The sequence below is a fragment of the Bradyrhizobium sp. UFLA05-125 genome (assembly GCF_059803515.1).
The window spans coordinates 107,740-128,857 of the sequence record NZ_JBANBJ010000003.1; the positions used below are offsets into that span (position 1 = coordinate 107,740).

Below are 21,118 nucleotides of genomic sequence, written 5' to 3' on the forward strand. Positions count from 1 at the left end.
GGTGAGGCTGATGGGGTGGCGCCATCACGGAAGCGTCGGGCGATCGCAGCCGTTCAGGCGCGCGAACCTCAGCGCACCGCATGACAGGAGTGGCTGTGCGGATCGTTCGGAAGACACCGCTCCGGTGAGGCGACGGCTCAGCGGAAATTAAATGTCTATTTCATGCCTTATGATCCATAGTGTCTTCTGGGGACGACATTTCGCTGTGAGAGACAGGAGAGGTTAGTTGGCTGCGCGATTGCTCTTTACGAATGCTGGTCACGCTCCGAGCAACAATCTGGCCCGCAGCTTGCGAAGGGGGGCCGAGCCTGTCTTCATAGTCGGTTGTAATGACGACCAGTTCACTCTGAAGAAATCCGACGCGGACAGACACTATCTCGTTCCGCCGGTGGACCATCCGGAATGGCCCAAGGCATTGCGATGGATCGTCGAAACAGAAGGCCTGGATCTAATTGTTCCTACGGTTGATTCTGACCCGGATAGCTTGTCACGCGTGCGTAAGCACCTGAGTGAATACCTGTTCCTGCCACGCGCATCGGTGCTCGAAATCTGCCGGGACAAAAATCGTCTCATTGCGCTCTTGCGCGACAACGGCGTCGACGCCCCCGCGAGCTATCAGGTCAAGGATCTGAGGCACATCACCAGGATCTTTCAGGAATTGAGGGGCAGCAGGCCACTATGGTGCCGTGTTCGGGACGGGGCCGGCGCGCTTGGTGCGCTGCCGGTCCGGACGCCGGAGCAGGCGCGCAGCTGGATCCGGTACTGGAAGGAGATGCGCGGCGTGCCTGTCTCCTCGTTTATGCTTTCAGAGTACCTGCCAGGCCGCGATTTCGGCTGTCAAAGCCTTTGGAAGGATGGCGAACTGGTGCTGATCAAGACGTATGAACGGCTTTCCTATCTCGGGACGGGCAGCCAACCAGCGGAGGTGTCTTCCGTAGCAGCGCTCGCAAAGACCGTATTCGAACCGAAGATCGTCGACACCTGTACACGGGCGATCCGATTGCTTGATGCAAAAGTGTCCGGCGTTTTCAGCGTCGATCTCAAAGAGAATGCACACGGCGTTCCTTGCATCACGGAAATCAACGCAGGCCGGTTTTCGTCCGCAACCAACATCTTCGACCTGGTTGGAAAGCACAACATGGCCACGAGCTTTGTCCGGCTGGCGCAAGGTGTGCGGGTCGATATTGAGAGCAGTTACGACGCCGCTCCGGATTGGTACATGCTGAGAGGCATCGATGGCGCTCCCTGCATCTTCCATGCTTCCGAATTCTCAGATAACATCAAGAAACCTTGGCAAGGGGCAGGCCCCCGTCGGGGCCGCTTGCAGGCAAGGGGCAAATAGTATGGCGGATATCAAGGTCTACAAACGAGTTAACAAGGGTCGCACGTTTATCCGGGTGGCAGTCACACCCAAAAGCACAGAGACGCGTAAACTGCTTCGTCAATTCCAGGCCGGAGTCAGGGAATTTGAGAAAGATTGGAAGTCGACCAAAGCCTATCACGATGCGCAAAAGGCCAAGAAAAAGAAAAAGAAGAAAGCTGCAAAGTAGCGAAACGGAGAAACAGGTCGTCGCGACGGTCACGATCGATCGAGACCTCGATAGCCATCAGCTGGAGACGATCCAGCTCGAGCTGCGAGCTCTCGCGCGATCCTGTGGGCTGGAGATCAGCAGCATCGAGGTCGAAACCGCCGCCCGCCGCTAAGGGATGATCCGGACCCGAAGGGCCGCGTTTGCCCGGAGATCATGCTCAAAAACGGCAACCTAAAGCGCGATGACGATTCATCCTAATCTCATCGCGCTTTAGTCGCGGGAAGATTGAGCTAGCTGCCACACGCGGCATGCTCCTCCTGCGAGAATTGCATCCCGAGTTCCGAGAACAGGGCTGCGGCGATGTTGAGGTGCTGTTCGGCGCTCGTCTGCTGGCCGATCCACCGGTAGCGTTTTCCGAGCCCGAGGTGACATTGAGCCGCAAGAGGTCGCAGACCGAGCTCCTCGGCCCTGCGCAGCGCCTCGAGAAAATTTGTCTGGCATTCATCAAGGTGAGCAGCGTCTGTCGCGCCAAGCTCAGCGAGCAATCGCAGTGCATAAGCTTCGTGGCCGCGCTCGCCATGTTTGCGTGAGAGCATCAGTGCCCGTTGACCGCACCGCTCAGCCTCGACCGTCCGAAGCTTTCGCAGGTAAGCCTCGCCTAGCCGGACCAGGGTCATGGCGAGCCCGCCCAGGCGGTGCATTGCGGTCGATTCTCGTTCGGTTTCCTCCAACAATACGATGGCCTCGTCGAGGCGATTGGAGAGGCAATAGGCATATCCAAGGGACGTGCCGATGAGCGGTATCATCAGCGGCAGAATCCATGAGCGGCAGAGCTCGAGGCCCTGCTCAAGGACGCTAATGCCTCGCGGCGCCTCGCCCCGAAGGGCCAGAACGGTGCCAGCTCCGTAAAGGGAGAACCCAACGCTGTAGACGTGGTTGGCAACTTTGGCAATTTCCATGGCCTCTTCCGCAAGGCGCAAGGCATGGTCGAACTCGCCGAGCTCGGCAAGCGAACACACCAGATAGACCCGCCTGAAAACGGCTTGAACCCCGGTCGTGCCCATCGTGTCGGAGGCGAGATCACCTCGAAGGCGCCCAACAGCCTCAGACAATATTTGTACCGCACGATGATGATCTCCCCGTGCCGTCAGAGCTGCCCCTAAATGCCCGCTGACTATCGTCCGAAGCGACAGGTCGTCCAATTCGTCCGCTATGGCCATCGCGCGTTCGCCGGCCTCGATCGCCGGGCCCAACTCGCCCAGCAAGCGGTAGTATTGGCAGATGAACGATGATGCCTGACCAAGCCTTCGCTTGTCCTCGAGTTGTATCGCCTGTGCCTCCACTCTCTGAAGCTGGCCCAGGCATTTCTCAAGGTGGCCCAAGGGATGAAGTGCGTTTCTGAGGTCAAAGCGAATATCGATGGCAAGTTCGATATTGTCTTTGGTTTCGGGTAGCTTCTCGATGATCGCGAGCGCCTGTTCGAACCAGACTCGCCCGTTCTCGAGCGCCGACCGCGAGAGCGCCTTCAGTCCGGCCTGCCGCAGGTATCGAACAGCCTTGTCCGGCAACTCTCCACGAACCGCATGTTGCGCAAGGCGCTCAATGTGCTCGCCGATGCGGTCCCGATACAGATTCTCAATTGTGCCGACTAGTCGCGCGTGCAGCGCGCGCCGTCGCGCCCGCAGCAAGCCGTCATATGTTACCTCATGGGTGAGTGCGTGCACAAACGAGTACTCCACGTCCGGAAAGAATCCGGACTCGTAGAGAAAGCCGGCCGCCAGCAGCCGATCCAGCGCATCGTCCAGTGCGCCTTCCGTCAGGTCGGCCATCGGGCGAAGGACCGCCAACGGAGTTTCTCGGCCTGCAACTGAAGCAATTTGTAACAGATTCTTGTCACCAGGAAGCAGCCGATCTATGCGCGCCGCCAAAATGGCCTGGACGGTAGGGGGAGCCTGAACATTTCCAGTCGGACGCAACAACCGATAGTGACCGCGTTCTCCGGCGAGGTATTGGGTCTCCACCAGGGAGCGGACTGTTTCCTCGATGAAGAAGGGATTGCCGCCACGCGCGATCAGAAGCTGCTTGAGTGACGCGAGCTCAGGATCTTCACCGAGGAGTGCCTCCAGCAGATAGCGCGTGTCGCGGGTCGGCAACGCGCTCAGCCGGATCTGGTGGTAGTTTTCCTTGCTTCCCCAGTTGTGCTGGTAGTCGGGGCGATAACTGACAAGCAGCATGAGGCGAGCCGATCCCAGGGCAGCGACCAAGGCATCGAGCAATTCCTGCGTTTCGTTATCCACCCAGTGGAGGTCCTCGAAGATCAAGAGGACCGGTTGCTTGCAAGCCTCGCGCAGCAATAAACTCTTCACGGCCTCGATATTGCGACGTCTGCGCTGAATTGGATCGAGCGCATGCCAGCTTTGGTCATCGACCGGGATATCGAGCAGCGCCAACAGCGCGGAAAGCGTCGGTTCCAGCTTTTCGTCGAGGGCGAAGATCCTGTCGACCACCTTTCGGCGCATCTCATGAAGCTCATCCCGGTCCTGGATGCCAAAGTAGCTCTTGAGAAGCGCGATGACCGGCAAGTAGCTGGTCGCTCTGCCATGCGAGATCGACGTGCTATCGAGTACCAGCCAGCCAAGCAGACCGAGCAGCCGATTGGCATGGGTGAACTCATAGACGAGACGTGACTTGCCCACGCCCGCCTCACCAATGATCGCCACCGATTGACCCGATCCCGCGTCGGCCAGCTGCTGTGCGCGACGCAGCTCATCGAGCTCGGCCTCGCGGCCGATAAACTGGGTCAGGCCCCGAAGCGTCGCGGCCTGCAAACGAGTGCGCGCCGGCCCCGCTCCGATGAGCTCATAGACCTCCTCGGGCTCGGCAAGCCCCTTAACCGGCAGCGGCCCCAGCGACCGCGCCATGACGTATCCCTCAGCCAATCGGATGGTCTTTCTCGTCGTCAAGATCGAGCCGGGCTGCGCCATCTGCTCCATGCGGGAAGCCACGTGCACGGCCTCGCCGACAATGGTGTATTCCATGTCAAGCTCGTTGCTGATTGCGCAGATGACAACTTCGCCCGAGTTGAGCCCGACGCGAATCTTGAGGGGCTCATGGTCAGACTGCTCGGTATCGTCCGCCAATTGGGCCACGGAGTCCTGCATCATCAGCGCGGCGTAACAAGCCCGCACGGCATGATCCTCATGGGCGAGCGGCGCGCCAAAAATCGCCATGATACCGTCACCGAGGATCCTGTTGACCGTACCCTCATAACGGTGGACGGCCTCGCACATCCGCTCGAGCACAGGGTTGAGGATCGCCTGCGCGCTCTCCGGATCCTGGCCGGATATCAGGGCCAGTGAGCCGGTGATGTCTGCGAACAGCATGCTCACCTGCTTTCGTTCACCCGCGGGTTCGGCGGTGGCGGTGAGAGTGTCGTCAGGGATGAGCTGGGCAGTCCGAGGTCTCACCGCCCGAGAGTGCGCAGACAGGTAGTTTGCGACGCCCTGACCCGTTGAGTGACCGCAATGCGAACAGAACTTGGCCGTCGGTGAAACCTCAGTGCCGCAGTTTGTGCAAACGCGTGTCAGCGCTAAAGCACATTGTTCGCAGAACTTCGCCGCTGCGCCGTTTAGGTGCTGGCACCTCGGGCAAATCATTTACGTTCCTAAGAAAAGCCGTGCCCACGGTACCGTCGAACTCAATTGCCAACAAGCTAGTTTTCTGTCCAGCCGCTAAGCCTGAAGGCCCAGAATGCTGCATTTGACGCAATTAAAAGCTTCGCTGGCTTTGGTGCCGCGTGTCTGGATTTCCCACTTTCGCGGGGAATGACGGCTGGGATGTAGAAGCTCTTCCGCTCCGACGCAAGCCGCCCGAACGGGCCGCCAAGCGGCATTGCTAACCGTTCGCTTTCGCCAGCCACGCCAAAATCATCTCCACGATCTGCGTCCGGCTCTTCGCCAGTATTTTCGGCTCGCTCAGATCGCGATCGAACAGGGCGCCGAAGGTGTGGCGGTTGGCAACGCGGAAGAAGCAGTAGGAGCTGATGGCAAGATGCAGGTCGACGGCGTCGACGTCGCTGCGAAAGGCGCCTTCCTTGCGGCCGCGCGCGAGGATCCCGTCGAGCGTTGCGATCACGCTGGCGTTGAGTTGGCGCAGTTGCGGATTTTGCTTCAGATGCTTGCCGTGGTGAATGTTCTCGATGCTGACGAGGCGGATGAAGTTCGGATTGCGCTCATCGTGGTCGAAGGTCGCCTCGATCAGACGCCGCAAGCCTTCGCGCGCGTCGCAGCGCTCGATGTCAAGCTGGTCCTCCAGCGCACGGATGTTGCGATAGGCCTCCGCCAGCACCGCGAGATAGAGCTGCTCCTTGCCGCCGAAATAGTAATAGATCATCCGCTTGGAGGTGCGGGTGCGTGCAGCAATCGCGTCGACCCGCGCGCCGGAATAGCCCTCGGAGGCGAATTCCTGCGTTGCCACTTCGATGATGTCGCGCTTGGTGCGCTCGGGGTCGTTGGTGCGCTTGTGGGCAGGGGGCATGCGCTTCAGCATCACGGTTTCTCCCGCCAGTTTGTATGGATCACCTTGAAGGTGAAGGCAAATTTCGCAACTCCGGGCACGGCTTCGATGTGGCCTTGCGTAAACGTACTAGTTCGTACATTATGAGGGAAACAGAGTGACGGCAAGTCACCGCTGCTCCGGCGCAGCCCAGCATGGTCGCCGGCAAAGACGCGGGATCTGCCGCACATCACACGGGGAGGAATTTCATGACGTTGACGTCAACTGCATCGCTGCACGCGCCCGTCGCAACGGAAGCCGCGCAGAACAAGCTGCCGAAGCGCGCCGCGCTCGTCAGCTTCGTCGGCAGCATGCTCGAATACTACGACTTCTTCATCTACGGAACTGCGGCCGCGCTGATCTTTCCAAAAGTGTTCTTCGCCAATGTCGATCCCTCGACGGCGACGCTGCTCGCGCTGCTCTCGTTCGGCATCGGCTATATCGCGCGTCCCGTCGGCGCCGTGATCCTCGGCCATTTCGGCGACCGCATCGGGCGCAAGACGGTGCTCTTGTTCACGCTGGTGGTGATGGGCGCCTCGACGCTTGCGATCGGCCTGTTGCCGGATGCCAAGACGATCGGCAACGCCGCGCCGATCATCCTGACGCTGCTGCGCCTGTTGCAGGGCCTGTCGGCGGCCGGCGAGCAGAGCGGCGCGAACTCGCTGACGCTCGAGCATTCCGCCAACTCCAACCGCGCGTTCTTCACGAGCTGGACGCTGAGCGGCACGCAGGCAGGCGCGATCCTGGCGACGCTGGTGTTCATTCCCGTCGCCAGCATGCCGGAAGATCAATTGCTGAGCTGGGGCTGGCGCATTCCGTTCCTGCTCTCCGCGCTGGTGCTGCTGGTCGCCTACCTCGTGCGGCGGACCATGCCGGAGACGCCGGTCTTCGCGGAGATCAAGGACAAGGATCAGGTCGCCCGCTTTCCAGTCGTCGCGCTCTTGCGCGACTACTGGCCGGACGTGCTGCGCGTGATCGTCTGCGCGTTGATCGCGACCGTCAGCACCCTGACCGCGGTGTTCGCACTCGGCTATGCCACCAGCAAATTCGGCGTTGCGCGTCCGACCATGCTGTGGGCCGGCGTGCTCGGCAATGTCGTGGCGCTGGTTGCGCAGCCGCTCTGGGCGTTGCTCGCCGACAGGATCGGCCGCAAGCCGGTGTTCATCGGCGGCGTGCTCGGCTGTGCCGTGCTGCTGTTTCCCTATTTCATGCTGGTGACGTCGGGCAGCACGCCGGCGATCTTCGCCGCCGCGATTGGCATGTACATCGTCTATTCCGCGCCAAACGCGATCTGGCCGTCGTTCTATGCGGAGATGTTCGAAGCGCGCGTGCGCTATTCCGGCACGGCGATCGGCACCCAGCTCGGCTTCCTCGCCGCCGGCTTCACGCCGCTGGTGAGTGCGAGCCTGGTCGGCGAGGGGCCGCAGGGCTGGATTCCCGTCGCGATCTTCGTCGCCGCCTGCTGCGTGATCTCGGCTGCGGCTGCCGCAACGGCGCGGGAGACGCACAGGGTCGACATCGCCGATCTCGGCAGACGGCGCGGTTGAAGCAAGGAGCGACGTTCGCATGTTGACGCAGGCAGTTTCGACCACGAGTGGACCGATCCTCGGCCTTGAGCAGAAGGGCGTGCGCGCCTTCAGGGGCGTGCCCTATGCGACCGCGCGACGCTTCGCGAAAGCGGTGCCGCCGCGCGCGTGGTCGGAGCCGATCGCCTGCACGGCGTACGGCGCCTACGCGCCGCAGCCCGGCCATCTCGATCATGCGAATGAAGCGGCCTGTCTCAGCCTGAACATCTTTGCACCGGCCGCGGCCGATCGGCCCTTGCCGGTGCTGTTCTTCATCCACGGCGGCGCTTTCGTTACCGGCGGCGGCGCCGATTATGACGGCGGCTTCCTCGCCGCGCAGGGGCCGGCCGTCGTCGTCACCATCAACTACCGGCTCGGGCCGCTCGGCTTCCTGCAACTGCATCGCCTCGGCGGTAGATTGGCGGAGGCCAGCAATCTCGCGATGTCGGATGCGCTCGCTGCGCTCGACTGGGTGCGCGCCAACATCGCGAATTTCGGCGGTGATCCCGATGCGCTGACGCTGTTCGGCCAGTCTGCCGGTGCTTCAATTGTGATCGCGCTGGCCACGTTGCCGCAAGCAAAGGGCAAGTTCGCGCGGGCCATCGCCTTCAGCGCACCGGGCCGCGGCATCATGAACCCTGCGCACGCCGATGAGGTGACGCGACGGGTGATCGCAGAGCTCGGGCTGGAAGACGATGCGAGCGCCATCGCAGCCGTGCCGCTGGCGCAGATCTTCTCGGCGGTGGAAAGCGTGGGTCGCAGGCTGGCGGACGGGACGGATGCCGGCACCGTGTTCGGCCCGGTGCTGGATGGCGCAGTGATCCCCCGCGATCCGGTCGACGCCATTGCCGATGGCGCGTTACGTAATGTCCCGCTCTGGCTCGGCTCCTGCCGCGACGAGATGGTGATGTTCCTGAAGAGCTCGCCGCCTGCCGCGATGATCCGCGTCACCGAGCGGCACATCCGTTCGGCCTTCGGTGACGCCGGTTTTGAGCGCCTGCTCGGCTGCTATCGCGCGACGGCCCGTCTCGATGAAGATTCTTACGAGGCGTTGCTGTCGGATGCATTCTGGCATCGGCCGCTGGCCGCGATTGCGCGCCATCAGTGTGCGGCCGGCGGTGCTGTCTGGCTGAACCGCTTCGACCATCGTCCCGCGCTGGAGCCGTTCCTGTCACAGGGGCCGACGCACGGCGCGGACAATGCCTGCGTCTGGGCGCACCTGCCTAAGTTCGTCGATCGCCCCATCCTTCGGCGCAAGGGCGGCCTGATGACACCCGGCGATATCGAAGTCGCCACACGCCTGCAGGCCAGCATGCTGCGCTTCGTCGCGACTGGTGCACCGGATACAGCCGACGCCTGGCCGCGATTCGAGCTCGGCAAGGAACCCCTCGCCATCTTCGACCGGCCGTTCCATATTGCCCGCCTCAACGTGGGCGAGCGCTTCCGCCTCTGGGCGGAGCTTGAGGGCCGATCCGCCCCGGCCGCCGGCGACAAGACGATGATGCGGGCAGGTTGAGTGCGTTGACGCCCGCCCCGTAGCCCGGATGGAGCGCAGCGAAATCCGGGTCTCGCGGCCCCGCATTCCGCGGAGCCTGTCATCGGGCGGCGCTCCGCGCCGGCTTCATGCGGGCTACGGACCTTAGCCGCCCCAACGACAGTAGGGGGCGCACCGATAGCTTCCGCCGTGCCAATGGCCCCAGTGCCAGTGCCAACGCACTTGGACTGCGTCACTTTCCTGTACCACCGGCTTGGCAGTCGTGGATAAAGGAGTGATCGGGGCGGCCATTGCAGGTGCGCAGAGTGATATCGCACCGATCACGAGAAGCGCTGCAGGAACTTTGGACATAGACATGACGTTGCTCCAATCCGCAACTTCCGAGCACAATCAACTTGGCTGACTGCAATTCGTTGCACGGCTCTTTTCCGGCCAAGGCTGAGGCCCGTAGCCTTCGACGTGGAAAAACTGGCCAATTGTTCGGGCGTCAGCGGCGCGCAAAAGATTGATTTAGCTCAAGACGGGTATCGGGATCGCGGGCTCAACCTTCGGAGGGCAGGGATACGTCCGGACAATCGGGAGGTGATGCATGTACCGGCATATTCTCATTCCGACAGATGGGTCGGAGCTGGCAGAGCATGGGGTGGCGCATGGACTGGCGTTGGCGAAATCCCTTGGAGCGAAAGTATCCGTGATCTTCGTCGTGGAACCGTTTTCAGAGTTGACGGGACGGTTCCTCGAAGCCGTCGCAACATATGCCGAGCTGCGCAAGGAACAAGCCAGGAGCGTATTGGATCGCGCGGCAAATGCGGCCAAGGCCGCCGGTGTTTCCTGCGAGACGATTCAAACGGAGAGCGGGCACCCCCATCAAGCCATCATCGCGGCAGCCGAGGACAAAGGCTGCGATCTCATCGTGATGTCATCGCATGGGCGCAGCGGGCTTTCGATGCTTCTCATCGGCAGCGTGACAAACAAGGTGCTGACGCAGGCGAGAATCCCCGTCCTCGTTTGTCAGTGAGAGACCGCTCGCGCGAGCTCAGGGCTTGCCCTTCAGCGTGCGATCGAAGAAGGCGAGCACCTCCGCCATCACCTCGGGGTTGCTGCTGACCTGGCCAAAGCTGTGGCCGGAGCCTTCGACCCGGATGAAGGTGGCGGGACGCTTGGCCGCGGTGAGTGCCGCATAGAGCTCCTCGCTTTCGCTGATGGGAACGACGATGTCCTTGGTGCCGTGCACGATCAGCATCGGCGGCGTCTTGTCAGAGATTTGCGCAATCGGATTGGCCTTCTTCACCTTCTCGGCATTGGCCGGATCCTTGGCATCGAAGCCGAGGAAGGCGCTCTCCACCGACATGCCCGGGCTGCCGTTGACGGCACTGGCATCCATGCGATGGGAGAGGTCCATCGGGCCGTAGAAGATCACCGCCGCCTGCACGGCGCTGGACTGGCCGGGCCAGCGGTCGCTGTCATACTCCTTCATCTCACCGGTGGTCGCCGCCATCGCCGAGAGATGGCCGCCGGCGGAATTGCCCCAGACGGCGATGTGGTCGGGGTCGACGTTGTAGGTCTTGGCATTGGCGCGAAGGAAGCGGATCGCGGTCTTCACGTCCTCGAGCGGCTTCGGGAAGTTGGCTTCGCCGATGATGCGGTAGTCGATCGCGGCGACGAGGTAGCCGGCCTTGGCGATCGGTGAGAGCTGCGGGATCAGCGCCGCGCGGTCGATGCTGCGCCAGCCATTGCCGGAGACGAAGACGATCGCTGGCACCGGCTTGTCGCTGACCGGCTTAATGATGTCCATCATCAGATGCGGTCGCGCAAAGCCGTTCGGGATGTCGGTGTAGGTGACGCCGGGCTGCAATGTCGCCAGATTAACCGGCACGCCGCCCTTGATCGTCTTCTCCTCGGCGCCGGCCGGGCTGACGAAAGCGAAATGCGCGAGCGCTGCCGCTACGGCTGCGCTGGCGACGAGGCGCGGATGCCGCGTGATCATGAAATCCTCCCCTGATTATTGTGCAGCGAAGGTCGGCGATGCCGGCTTTTGCTGTCAATGACCAAGAGATGCGGCAGGCTGAACATGATGTTCAGCGCTCCGGCGTCTCACGCATTTGCGAGCGGTCCGAGCCTAGCGCAGGAAGGCGACCGGATTGGCGGCACGGTAGAAGAAATGGATCAGCGTGTTGATGTCGAACACCGGAAGGCCCGACACTTCGGCGACGTCCCTCGAGAACGGACACATGTTGGTGCATTCGAACAGAATGGCGCCGGGATTCTTGCAGGACGCCATGAAGGCTTCCGTCATCTCGATCATCTCGGCGCGCAGCACGTCGGTGTCCAATTCCTCCCGGCCCATAATGTAGGTCGCGGGGAATTGCGCGTCGGGCTTCATGCCCTGGACCTGAACGGGAATCTCGTCCTGCGACCAGCCAACGCCGCGGAAATGCCCCTCATTCATGTGATGACCGCGCTCGGTGAAGAGGCCGATGACCTTGCCCGGCGGCAGCATGGCGTGAATCAGAGGCGCCTGGATCAGGCTCGACGTGAAGACCGGAATGTTCACCGCGGCGGCGATCTGTCTCTGGAACGGCGCAAGAAAACCGCAGCTCGTCGTGATCGCCTTCACGCCTTCTGCCTCCAGTTCGCGGGCGGCTGCGATGAACGGCTCGATCAGCGCCGGGTCGGGATGGTCGCCCATGATCCTGGTGGCATGGGCGCCGCGCACGATCTTGTAGCGCACCGGAAAATCATAGGAGAGCGCGTTGCCGATGTCGCCGCGCGGACGCGGGAAACGGGTGTCGAGCATCAGAATGCCGATGGTCTCACCGTAGTTCGTGTAGCCGCCACGCAGCTTCATGGTTCTTCTCCTTCGAGAAACCGGACCTCATGACGAGAGATCGAGCCGGCGTGAAGCCACCCGCGGCTTGAGCGCCGCGTACTTCCGGACACGTATCGGTGGCGATCAGAACTGAATTTCGCCGGGAATGTCTTCGGCAGTCAGGCCGACGGTTTCAAAGGCCTTGAGCAGCCATTCGCGGGTCTGGCCCAGCGCGCGGTTGTAATCGGCCCAGGCGCTGAGGAAATCCTTGTAGCGCCGATCGGCCTCAGTGCGGATGCCGAGATTGGTCGGCAGCGTGAGCAGCGGTTTTGGTACCGCAAGCTCGCCGAGCGTCGGGTTCTTCTTCAACGTCGCGACCGATAGCACGGCGAGCGATATGTTGCAGTCCGCCCGTCCGGTGGAGACGGCAAGGATTGCCTCGTTGCGCTCCTTGAAGCCGAGGATCGTCGCCTTCGGGCAATAGCGCCGTGCGATCGTCTCGTGCGTGGAGCCGATGTCGACGGCGATCTTGACCTCGGGCTTGTTGATCTCGGCCCAGGTCTGCGGCTTGGCAAAACCTTTCTTGGTGATGACGGTGAAGGAGTGCACCAGGATGGGCGAGGAGAAGTCGATGACCAGCGCGCGCTCGGGCGTCGGGTTCACGGCAAAGGCAAGGTCGATCTTCTCGGCCTGGAGATCGAGGATCTGGTTGCCCCAGGTCGATTCCAGGGTCTCGACCTTGGCGCCGAGCTTGCCGGCAATGTCGTTCGCCATGTCGATGCAGGCGCCCGACCATTGATTAGTGGCGAGGTCCTTGTGGAAATAGGGATCCTGGCCGGCGATGACCGCGATGCGCAGCACGCCGTTCTTCTTGATCCGGTCGAGGGTGGAGCTTGGTGCGGTGTCAGCCCTGGCCGAGGTGGCTGCGGCCATCGCAGCGCCGGCGAGGGCGACGGTGGTGAGTGCGTCCCTGCGATTCATGGCAGTTCTCCTGGGCAGTTACCCCTGACATCCAACCCCGGCTTCTGGACTATTTCTGTATTCAGCTTAAAATGCAATACGGTATTTTTGACCTGGAAATAGAAAGATCAGCCGATGCGTGCCCTGTTCGTCGATGCCAACGACACGCTTGCCGCCGTCACCGAAAAGCTGCTGCGTGCGGACAGCCTCCCGGTCGGCATCAACCGCGACCCCGGGATTTCGCCCGACGACCTGCCGCGCCTCCTGGACGGCGTGGAGATCATGATTGTCGATCACACCGCAGTGCCGATGGCGGTTGCCGCGAAGTGTGCGGCTCTGAAGCATATCGTCTTCCTCGGCACCGGCGCGCGCAGCTACATGAATCCGGACGAGCTTGGCCAGCACGGCATCGCTGTCCACACCATCAAGGGCTATGGCGACACCGCGGTCGCCGAATGCGCGATCGCGCTGATGTGGGCCTCCGCAAAAGGGTTTGGCGAGATGGATCGCGGCATGCGCGAGGGCAACTGGCTGCGCCGCGACGCCGTCCAGCTCACCGGCAAGACGCTCGGCCTGATCGGCTTTGGCGGCATCGCCGCTGAAGCCGCACGCATGGCGCACGGCAGCGGCATGAAGGTAATCGCCTGGAACCGGACGCCGAAGGCGCATCCGGGCGTCGACTTCGTCACGCTGGAAAAGCTGCTGACGGAGAGCCACGTCGTCTCGCTGCATCTTTTGCTCAATGATGAGACCAAAGGATTCCTCTCCCGCGAGCGCATCGCGATGATGCGTCCAGGCAGCATCCTGATCAACACGGCGCGCGGCGCAGTGGTCGATGAAGACGCCATGATCGAGGCGCTGCGCGCAGGCCATATCGGGCATGCCGGCCTCGACGTCTTCACCGTCGAGCCGCTGCCGACTGGCCATCCGCTGACCAAGCTTGCGAACGTGACGCTGTCGGCACATTCGGCGTTCCGTACGCCGGAGGCGAGCGACAATCTCATCGGTGCGGCGCTGGATCATTGCCGCCGCATCATCGCGACTGGCCGGTAGTTGCAAACATCGGGGACAGGCATGATGTCGGCGCAGGATACGAGAAGCCTTTCGATCTTGCGTGCTCCGTCCGCCTGTCCTACGCCACCTCAGAACAAACTGGCGCGCGCTCGATCGCAACGCCAAAGCCTTTCAGGGAGTCGTCATGAGCATTCGTAACGCCCGCACCGGGGGCCAGATCCTGATCGACCAGCTGGTCGCGCAGGGCGTCGAGCGCGTCACCTGCGTGCCGGGCGAGAGCTATCTCGCCGCGCTGGATGCACTGCATGACAGCTCCATCGACGTGATGATCTGCCGCGCCGAAGGCGGCGCCGCGATGATGGCGGAAGCCTATGGCAAGCTGACCGGTCGTCCCGGCATCTGCTTCGTCACCCGCGGTCCGGGCGCGACCAATGCCAGCCACGGCGTCCACATCGCAATGCAGGATTCGACGCCGATGATCCTGTTCGTCGGTCAGGTCGATACCGGCATGCGCGAGCGCGAGGCGTTCCAGGAGCTCGACTACAAGGCGGTGTTCGGCACGATGGCGAAGTGGGCGGTCGAGATCGATCGTCCCGATCGCATTCCCGAGCTCGTCGCACGCTCGTTCCGCGTCGCGATGCAGGGCCGACCCGGTCCCGTCGTGATCGCGCTGCCGGAGAACATGCTGACCGAGACGGCGGCGGTCGCCGATGCGCCGCGCGTCGAGCCCGCCGTGAGCTGGCCGGCGCCGGCCGATCTCGAACGTCTGACGGCGATGCTTGCCGGCGCAAAGGCGCCGCTCATCGTTCTAGGTGGCTCCGGCTGGACCGCGGAAGCGGCCAAGGGCGTCGCGCGCTTCGCCGAGCGGTTCGATCTGCCGGTCGCGACCTCGTTCCGCCGGGCGTCGCTCATCGACGCCGATCATTCCCACTATGCCGGCGATCTCGGCATCGGGCCGAGCCCGAGCCTGAGGGCGCGCATCACCGGCGCGGATGTCATCCTGCTGATCGGCGGCCGCATGTCGGAGATGCCGTCTTCGTCCTACTCGCTGTTCGACATTCCCGTGCCGAGTCAAAAGTTGATCCATGTTCATCCAGGCTCGGAAGAGCTCGGCCGCGTCTATCAGCCCACGCTCGCGATCCAGGCGACTCCCTCAGCCTTTGCCGCGGCCGTCGAGACGCTGAAGCCTGCTGCGACGCCGGCCTGGAAGGGCGAGGCGGCCAAGGCGCATGCGGATTATCTTGCCTGGACCGAGACCGCGCGCGAACTGCCGGGTTCGTTCCAGTTTGGCCAGGTCATGACTTGGCTGCGCGACCGCCTGCCGAAGGATGCGATTGTCTGCAACGGCGCCGGCAACTACGCCGGCTGGCTGCATCGCCATCACCGCTTCCACGCCTTCGCCGCGCAGCTCGCGCCGACCTCGGGCTCGATGGGCTATGGCGTGCCGGCCGGCGTGCTTGCCAAGCGGCAATTTCCGGATCGTGTCGTCGTGGCGTTTGCCGGGGACGGATGCTTCCTGATGAACGGCCAGGAGTTTGCGACCGCCGTGCAGTATGATGCTGCCCTGATCGTCGTCGTGATCGACAACGCGCAATACGGCACCATCCGCATGCACCAGGAGCGCGACTATCCCGGCCGCGTGGTCGGCACGCAGCTCAAGAATCCTGACTTTGCGATGTACGCAAAAGCGTTCGGCGGCCATGGCGAGCGCGTCGAGCGCACGGAAGAGTTCGCGCCGGCCTTCGAGCGCGCACTCGCCTCGGGCAAGCCGTCGATCCTGCACTGCATCTTCGATCAGCGTGCGCTGTCTGTCGGCAAGGATTTTGTGCCGCAGGAGAAAACGCTCTGATGTCAACCAGCCGCCACGTTGCCATCATCGGCGCCGGCGCGGTCGGCGTGATCAGCGCCATAGAGGCGCTGCGCGAAGGCCATCGTGTCACGCTGATCGATCCCGGTGAGCCCGGTGGCGAGCAGGCAGCGAGCTATGGCAATGCCGGCTGGTTGTCGTCGCATTCGGTGATCCCGCCGGCCGAGCCCGGCATTTGGAGGAAGGTGCCTGGCTATCTGATGGATCCGCTCGGTCCGCTCGCGATCCGCTGGTCTTACTTGCCGAAGGCCTTGCCATGGCTGATCAAGTACCTGCTCTCCGGCTGGACCGAGACGCGCGTTGAGAAGACGGCGGTCGCGCTGCGCGCGCTCCTGAAGGATGCGCCGCTGCTGCACAAGAAGCTCGCGGACGAGGCCGGTGTTTCCGAGCTGATCGAACGCAACGGCGTGATGCACGTCTTCACGTCGCGCGGGAATTTCGACGGCGATCTCGGCTGGCGCATCCGCAAGCGCGTCGGTGTCGAATGGCTGGAGCTTTCTTCGGACGAGATGCGCCAGCGCGAGCCTGAGCTTGATCCGCGCTACACATTCGGTGTGGTAGTGGAGGAGGCTGGGCGCTGTCGCGATCCCGGCGCTTACGTCGCGGCGCTCGCCAATCATGCGCTCGCTCGTGGGGCGAAGCTGGTGCGCGCCAAGGCGACCGGCCTCAAGCTCGACGGCAGCAAGCTCGTTGCCGTCCTCACCGAGACCGGCGAGATCGCCTGCGATGCCGCCGTGGTCGCAGCGGGCGCACGCTCAAAACTGCTCACCGCGTCCGTTGGCGATCCGCTGCCGCTCGAGACCGAGCGCGGCTATCACGTCATGATCAAGCATCCTGAGACGGGACCGCGCTCTTCGATGATGGCCTCCGACGCCAAGATGGTCGTGAACTGGACCAACAAGGGTCTGCGCGCCGCTGGCACGGTCGAGATCGCCGGGCTTGACGCGGAGCCGAACTGGAAGCGCGCAGAGATCCTGCGCGACAATCTCTTGAGCATGTTTCCGAAGCTGCCGAAAAACATTCCGGCCTCACGCATCAAGATGTGGTTCGGCCACCGCCCGAGCATGCCGGATGGCCGTCCCTGCATCGGCTATGCCCGCGCCTCGCGCGATATCGTCTATGCGTTCGGCCATGGCCATATCGGCCTCGTCGGCTCGGCCCGCACCGGCCGCCTCGTCGCGCAGCTCGTCAGCGGCAAGACGCCGGAGATTCCGCTCGAACCGTTCGCTCCCGCCCGCTTCCTCTGAGATCGCATCATGACCTATCCGCAAAATTCCTCACCCCGCATCGCCCGTGGTGGCAAGGCGCTCTATGGCGCGCCGCTCGGCATCCTGATGCTGGAAGCGCGCTTTCCCCGCATCCCCGGCGACATGGGTAACGGCACGACCTGGCCGTTCCCGGTGCTCTATCGCGTGGTAAGCGGAGCGAGCCCGGAGAAGGTCGTGCTGAAGGGCGCGGCCGGGCTGCTGCCGGATTTCGTCGACGCGGCGAAGGAGCTGGTACGGCTTGGCGCCGAAGCCATCACCACCAATTGCGGCTTCCTCGCGCTGTTTCAGAAAGAGCTTGCCGCCGCCGTCGGCGTACCGGTGGCGACGTCATCGTTGATGCAGGTGCCGTGGGTGCAGGCGACCCTGCCGCCCGGCAAGCGCGTCGGCCTCGTCACGGTGTCGGGCTCGACCCTGTCGCCGGCCCATCTGGAAGGTGCCGGCGTGCCGCTCGACACGCCGCTGGTCGGCACCGAGAACGGCAAGGAGTTCTTCCGCGTCCTGATCAAGGCCGAGAAGGACGACATGGATATCGCGCAGGCCGAGCGCGATGTGGTCGATGCCGGTAAGGCGCTCGTCGCGCAGCACCCCGATGTCGGCGCCATCGTGCTTGAATGCACCAATATGCCGCCTTACGCTGCTGCATTGCAGGCGGAGGTGGGCCTGCCTGTCTATGATATTTATTCCATGATCACGTGGTTTCATGCCGGACTGCGGCCGCGCCGGTTTGGCTAGAGCTCGAGAAGCTGGTCATGAACAAGCCCATGAACAAGGACCTGGAGAACAAGGACCTGCAACTCGCTTCGGACAGCATCGTCGATCGCGTCTATGAGCAGCTCAAGGCGATGGCGGTGAGCTACGAGTTCAAGCCGGGCGAGCGGCTCAACGAGGGTGAGCTGGCAAAGCGCCTCGGCGTGAGCCGCACGCCGCTGCGTGAAGCGCTCAATCGCCTGAATACTGAAGGCTTCCTGCGCTTCACGCCGGGCAAGGGTTTCTTCTGCCGCGAACTCGATGCGCACGAGATCTTCGATCTCTACGAGCTGCGCAAGTCGATCGAGGTCGCCTCGGTCCGCCTCGCCATCAAGCGCGCCAAGGATGAGGACATCGACGCGCTACTCAAATTCCTCGAAGCCACCGGCCCCGATCCCGGCGAGCGTTCGTCGGTCGAACTGGTCGAGCTGGATGAGACCTTTCACGAGCGACTGATGGCGATGTCTGACAATGCCGAGATGCTGCGCGTACTGCGCAACGTTAACGCCCGGATCCGTTTCGTGCGCTGGATCGACATGGACCGCGTCAACCGCTCCAACACGCAGGCCGAGCACCGTGCCGTCGTCGAAGGCCTCAAGGCGCGCGACGAGGCGACATGCGTCTCCGTGCTCGAAAAACATATCGACCGGCGGCTCGATCGCATCACCTCGGCGATCAAGGAAGGCTACGCGCAGATCTACATGCCGGCGACGAGACAGACGGCGAATTGAGGCGCGCTGACGAAGAGCGACCTCACTCCGCCGCTTTCACGGTCCCGTATCCCAGCCGCTTCGAGATGCCACCCGCACAATCGCGCAGCGCATTCGCGAGTCTGCTATCCCAGCCGGCGTCGAACGTTGCCTCCGGTCCCATCGCGGTGATCACCAGCGCGACGTGGCCGGCGTGGTCGAACACGGGCGCTGCGAACGCATTGACGCCGGGGAGGGGATCGCCGAGGGCGCGGGCGAGGCCATGGTTGCGTACCTCGGTGAGCATTTCGGCGACCTTCGCGCCCTTCGTCGCGCGCTTGGGATTGTAGCCGACGCCGAAGCGATCGAGGCCGCTATCAAGAGCTGCATTGACCGTCTTCGAGGGTAGGAACGCAGCAAAGGCGCGACCGGTCGCGGTCTCCAGGAGCGCCATGACCGAGCCGACGCGCATCGCGATGTGCACGGGATGGCTGGGCTCCTCGATCTGGACAACGGTTGGACCATGGCTGCCCCAGACGGCGAGCGACACCGCGTGATCGATGCTATCGGCGAGCGCCTTGATCTTCGGCGTCGCGATGCGAACCGCCGACAGGCGCCGCAGGCTGATCAGGCCGAGCTCGAGTGCCAGTGCACCGATCTCGTAGCGTCCGGTCGTTTCATCCTGCTCAATGAGCCCGATCCGCACAAAGCTCACGAGATAGGGATGCGCCTTCGCCGGCGCCATGCCGGCCTCGCGCGCAAGATCGCGCAGCATCATCGGCTCGCCGCTCTTCGCGAGCGCGCGGAGCAACTCGCCACCGACCTCGACCGACTGGATCCCGCGGCTTTCCTTCTTCATCTAGCTTTCCCGGGCTCCCGTTCACGCCGCGCTGCGCTCCGCAGCACTCCTCGCGAGATGTCGGCCGGCAATGTAGCCGAAGGTCAGCGCCGGCCCAAGCGTGATGCCGGCGCCGGGATAATTGCCGCCCATGATACTCGCCATGTCATTGCCCGCGGCATACAACCCGGGAATGATCCGGCCTTCGGCATCGAGCGCCCGTGCGTCGGCGTCGGTGACGATGCCGGCATAGGTGCCGAGATCGCCGATCACCATCTTGATGGCGTAGAACGGGCCGCGCTCGAGCGGCGCGACGCAAGGATTCGGGCCGTGTAGCGCATCGCCCTGGTAGCGGTTATAGGCCTTCGACCCCTTGCCGAAGGCAGCGTCGTAGCCTTGCCCCGCCGTGGCGTTGAACTTCGCGACGGTCTCGGTGAAAGCTTTCGTGTCAATGCCGGCTTTGGCCGCAAGGGCTTCGAGCGTCTCGCCGCACATGAGATAGCCGGTGCGCAAATGATGGCCGAGCGGCATCGGGAAGGGCGGAACGCAGCCGAGGCCGTATTTGCGCAAGGTCCTGTGATCGCAGACGAGGAACGCGGCGATCTCCTCGCCGGGCTTCGCCGCCTTCGTCATGGCCTGGACGAAGTCGTGATAGGAATTGCCCTCGTTGGCAAATCGCCTGCCGTCGCGCATCACGGCGATGACGCCGGGCTTTGCGCGGTCGATGAAGTGCGGCATCACGCCTTTTGAGCCGTCTTTGCGCGTCGTCACCGAGACGGGCACCCAGGCCGCCGCGTTCGGCAGGCGATCCTCGATCCGCCCGCCCGCGGCTTCTGCAAGGCGCAAACCGTCGCCGGTATTGCCGGTCGGCCCCGGCGAGTAATGTTCGTTGCCCGTCGGCGCGTGCGGAAACATTTTCTTGCGCCGCGCAGCGTCATGCGGGAAGCCGCCACAGGCGAGCACGACGCCGCGACGTGAGCGTATCCGCACATCGCGTCCTTCGCGCGTGACGATGGCGCCGGTGACGGCGCCGTTTTCGAGCGTGAGCTCGCGCAACGGCGCGGACAGCCACATTGGAATGTCGAGATCGAGTGCGGATTTCGCGAGCCGTCCTGCCAGCGCATTGCCGTTGGTCAGTGTCATGCCGCGGCCGTAGCGCAGAACGTCCATCAAGTGACGGGACAAGCGCTTTGCAACATACACAGCCGACGTCAGCGACTTCGTTGCGCGCATGAAATGGATGATCTCCTTGCCCGATCCGAGCATCATGCCGAACACGGTGAGCTCGGGCAGCGGCTGACCCAGCGTCTTGATGTGGTCGCCGAGCTCGCGGCCGTCGAACGGGCGCGTCACCATTGAGCGGCCGCCCTGCGCGCCACCCGGTGCTTCGGCGTGGTAGTCCGGAAATACCAGCGGCATGTCGAAACGCAGCGCGGTCTTCGTCGTGAAGAAGTCGACCGCCTCGGGGCCAGCGCTGAGAAAGGCATCGACGCGCGCGCCGTCGTAATTGTTACCGGCCTCGTGTCGCAGATAAGTGCGTGCCTGGTCCGGGCTCTCCTCGATGCCATAGGAGCGGGCGAGCGAAGTGCCGGGAATCCAGAGCCAGCCGCCGGAGCGCGCGGTGGTGCCGCCGAAGCGCGGCTCCTTCTCGACGATCAGCACGTCAAGGCCGCGCGCGCGGGCTGTGATCGCGGCCGCCATTCCGGCCGCGCCCGATCCTGCGACGAGCACATCGCACTCGTAGGTTTCGCCTGTGTTGCGCGCGTCGCCAGTCATGCCG

At 63.3% G+C, this 21,118-nt stretch carries 17 protein-coding genes; 10 read left to right on the forward strand and 7 right to left on the reverse strand.

Annotated features, from left to right (window positions below; genetic code table 11):
* Positions 1–226 precede the first annotated feature (226 nt).
* The gene (locus tag SO156_RS05690; RefSeq protein ID WP_458149886.1) at positions 227–1,342 is read left to right on the forward strand and encodes an ATP-grasp domain-containing protein; all 1,116 of its coding nucleotides are present in this window, start codon (positions 227–229) and stop codon (positions 1,340–1,342) included.
* Between the two features lies 1 nt (position 1,343).
* A complete protein-coding gene (locus tag SO156_RS05695) occupies positions 1,344–1,550 on the forward strand; it encodes a hypothetical protein (protein WP_458149885.1) in 207 nt (68 codons plus the stop codon).
* Positions 1,551–1,822: 272 nt separating this feature from the next.
* Here the strand turns inward: SO156_RS05695 and SO156_RS05700 are convergent, their stop codons facing one another.
* Together SO156_RS05700 and SO156_RS05705 are read right to left on the reverse strand one after the other, a co-directional pair.
* Positions 1,823–5,188, reverse strand: coding sequence for an adenylate/guanylate cyclase domain-containing protein (locus tag SO156_RS05700; protein WP_498534121.1), 3,366 nt, complete (start codon positions 5,186–5,188; stop codon positions 1,823–1,825).
* A 238-nt stretch (positions 5,189–5,426) separates the two neighbouring features.
* Complete coding sequence (locus SO156_RS05705; protein ID WP_458149883.1) at positions 5,427–6,080, reverse strand: TetR/AcrR family transcriptional regulator; 654 nt, start codon at positions 6,078–6,080, stop codon at positions 5,427–5,429.
* A gap of 215 nt (positions 6,081–6,295) precedes the next feature.
* Between SO156_RS05705 and SO156_RS05710 the strand changes: the two genes are divergently transcribed.
* The 3 genes from SO156_RS05710 (at position 6,296) to SO156_RS05720 (ending at position 10,164) form a co-directional block, all read left to right on the forward strand.
* Positions 6,296–7,633: an MFS transporter gene (locus SO156_RS05710; protein WP_458149882.1), complete on the forward strand. Its 1,338-nt coding sequence runs from the start codon at positions 6,296–6,298 to the stop codon at positions 7,631–7,633.
* Between the two features lie 19 nt (positions 7,634–7,652).
* Positions 7,653–9,167 carry a carboxylesterase/lipase family protein gene (locus SO156_RS05715; RefSeq protein WP_498534122.1) on the forward strand — a complete coding sequence of 505 codons (1,515 nt, stop codon included), beginning with the start codon at positions 7,653–7,655 and terminating at the stop codon, positions 9,165–9,167.
* 568 nt (positions 9,168–9,735) lie between these two features.
* On the forward strand, positions 9,736–10,164 hold the full coding sequence (locus tag SO156_RS05720) for a universal stress protein (RefSeq protein ID WP_458149880.1): 429 nt from the start codon (positions 9,736–9,738) through the stop codon (positions 10,162–10,164).
* An 18-nt stretch (positions 10,165–10,182) separates the two neighbouring features.
* Here SO156_RS05720 and SO156_RS05725 read toward each other — a convergent pair whose 3' ends face one another.
* The 3 genes from SO156_RS05725 to SO156_RS05735 all read right to left on the reverse strand — a co-directional run bounded on the left by SO156_RS05725 (position 10,183) and on the right by SO156_RS05735 (position 12,936).
* Complete coding sequence (locus tag SO156_RS05725) at positions 10,183–11,133, reverse strand: alpha/beta fold hydrolase (protein WP_498534123.1); 951 nt, start codon at positions 11,131–11,133, stop codon at positions 10,183–10,185.
* Between the two features lie 132 nt (positions 11,134–11,265).
* Positions 11,266–11,994, reverse strand: coding sequence for an aspartate/glutamate racemase family protein (locus SO156_RS05730; protein ID WP_458149878.1), 729 nt, complete (start codon positions 11,992–11,994; stop codon positions 11,266–11,268).
* A gap of 105 nt (positions 11,995–12,099) precedes the next feature.
* Positions 12,100–12,936 carry a transporter substrate-binding domain-containing protein gene (locus SO156_RS05735; RefSeq protein ID WP_458149877.1) on the reverse strand — a complete coding sequence of 279 codons (837 nt, stop codon included), beginning with the start codon at positions 12,934–12,936 and terminating at the stop codon, positions 12,100–12,102.
* Positions 12,937–13,050: 114 nt separating this feature from the next.
* On the opposite strand from SO156_RS05735, the gene SO156_RS05740 reads away from it, so the two are divergent.
* The 5 genes from SO156_RS05740 (at position 13,051) to SO156_RS05760 (ending at position 18,542) form a co-directional block, all read left to right on the forward strand.
* Positions 13,051–13,968 (forward strand): NAD(P)-dependent oxidoreductase, encoded by a 918-nt coding sequence (locus SO156_RS05740; protein ID WP_498534124.1) that lies wholly within the window; start codon positions 13,051–13,053, stop codon positions 13,966–13,968.
* A 145-nt stretch (positions 13,969–14,113) separates the two neighbouring features.
* On the forward strand, positions 14,114–15,778 hold the full coding sequence (locus tag SO156_RS05745) for a thiamine pyrophosphate-binding protein (RefSeq protein ID WP_498534125.1): 1,665 nt from the start codon (positions 14,114–14,116) through the stop codon (positions 15,776–15,778).
* Positions 15,778–17,043 carry an NAD(P)/FAD-dependent oxidoreductase gene (locus SO156_RS05750; protein WP_498534126.1) on the forward strand — a complete coding sequence of 422 codons (1,266 nt, stop codon included), beginning with the start codon at positions 15,778–15,780 and terminating at the stop codon, positions 17,041–17,043. Before SO156_RS05745 ends, SO156_RS05750 begins: the two co-directional genes overlap by 1 nt.
* Before the next feature lie 9 nt (positions 17,044–17,052).
* Positions 17,053–17,796, forward strand: a complete 744-nt coding sequence (locus SO156_RS05755) for an aspartate/glutamate racemase family protein (protein WP_458149873.1) — start codon at positions 17,053–17,055, stop codon at positions 17,794–17,796.
* 17 nt (positions 17,797–17,813) lie between these two features.
* The gene (locus SO156_RS05760; protein WP_498534127.1) at positions 17,814–18,542 is read left to right on the forward strand and encodes a GntR family transcriptional regulator; all 729 of its coding nucleotides are present in this window, start codon (positions 17,814–17,816) and stop codon (positions 18,540–18,542) included.
* A gap of 22 nt (positions 18,543–18,564) precedes the next feature.
* On the opposite strand, the gene SO156_RS05765 is transcribed toward SO156_RS05760, so the two are convergent.
* On the reverse strand, positions 18,565–19,359 hold the full coding sequence (locus tag SO156_RS05765) for an IclR family transcriptional regulator (RefSeq protein WP_498534128.1): 795 nt from the start codon (positions 19,357–19,359) through the stop codon (positions 18,565–18,567).
* A gap of 21 nt (positions 19,360–19,380) precedes the next feature.
* Entirely contained in the window at positions 19,381–21,114 is a 1,734-nt protein-coding gene (locus tag SO156_RS05770; protein ID WP_498534129.1) for an FAD-dependent oxidoreductase, read from the reverse strand.
* Between the last annotated feature and the right edge of the window lie 4 nt (positions 21,115–21,118).

What these genes read in the sequence shown, in the direction of transcription:
- SO156_RS05695 (WP_458149885.1), top strand. Translation starts at nt 1,344, where the DNA reads ATGGCGGATATCAAGGTCTACAAACGAGTTAACAAGGGTCGCACGTTT.
- SO156_RS05700 (WP_498534121.1), bottom strand. Translation starts at nt 5,188, where the DNA reads ATGATTTGCCCGAGGTGCCAGCACCTAAACGGCGCAGCGGCGAAGTTC.
- SO156_RS05705 (WP_458149883.1), bottom strand. Translation starts at nt 6,080, where the DNA reads ATGCTGAAGCGCATGCCCCCTGCCCACAAGCGCACCAACGACCCCGAG.
- SO156_RS05710 (WP_458149882.1), top strand. Translation starts at nt 6,296, where the DNA reads ATGACGTTGACGTCAACTGCATCGCTGCACGCGCCCGTCGCAACGGAA.
- SO156_RS05715 (WP_498534122.1), top strand. Translation starts at nt 7,653, where the DNA reads ATGTTGACGCAGGCAGTTTCGACCACGAGTGGACCGATCCTCGGCCTT.
- SO156_RS05720 (WP_458149880.1), top strand. Translation starts at nt 9,736, where the DNA reads ATGTACCGGCATATTCTCATTCCGACAGATGGGTCGGAGCTGGCAGAG.
- SO156_RS05725 (WP_498534123.1), bottom strand. Translation starts at nt 11,133, where the DNA reads ATGATCACGCGGCATCCGCGCCTCGTCGCCAGCGCAGCCGTAGCGGCA.
- SO156_RS05730 (WP_458149878.1), bottom strand. Translation starts at nt 11,994, where the DNA reads ATGAAGCTGCGTGGCGGCTACACGAACTACGGTGAGACCATCGGCATT.
- SO156_RS05735 (WP_458149877.1), bottom strand. Translation starts at nt 12,936, where the DNA reads ATGAATCGCAGGGACGCACTCACCACCGTCGCCCTCGCCGGCGCTGCG.
- SO156_RS05740 (WP_498534124.1), top strand. Translation starts at nt 13,051, where the DNA reads ATGCGTGCCCTGTTCGTCGATGCCAACGACACGCTTGCCGCCGTCACC.
- SO156_RS05745 (WP_498534125.1), top strand. Translation starts at nt 14,114, where the DNA reads ATGAGCATTCGTAACGCCCGCACCGGGGGCCAGATCCTGATCGACCAG.
- SO156_RS05750 (WP_498534126.1), top strand. Translation starts at nt 15,778, where the DNA reads ATGTCAACCAGCCGCCACGTTGCCATCATCGGCGCCGGCGCGGTCGGC.
- SO156_RS05755 (WP_458149873.1), top strand. Translation starts at nt 17,053, where the DNA reads ATGACCTATCCGCAAAATTCCTCACCCCGCATCGCCCGTGGTGGCAAG.
- SO156_RS05760 (WP_498534127.1), top strand. Translation starts at nt 17,814, where the DNA reads ATGAACAAGCCCATGAACAAGGACCTGGAGAACAAGGACCTGCAACTC.
- SO156_RS05765 (WP_498534128.1), bottom strand. Translation starts at nt 19,359, where the DNA reads ATGAAGAAGGAAAGCCGCGGGATCCAGTCGGTCGAGGTCGGTGGCGAG.
- SO156_RS05770 (WP_498534129.1), bottom strand. Translation starts at nt 21,114, where the DNA reads ATGACTGGCGACGCGCGCAACACAGGCGAAACCTACGAGTGCGATGTG.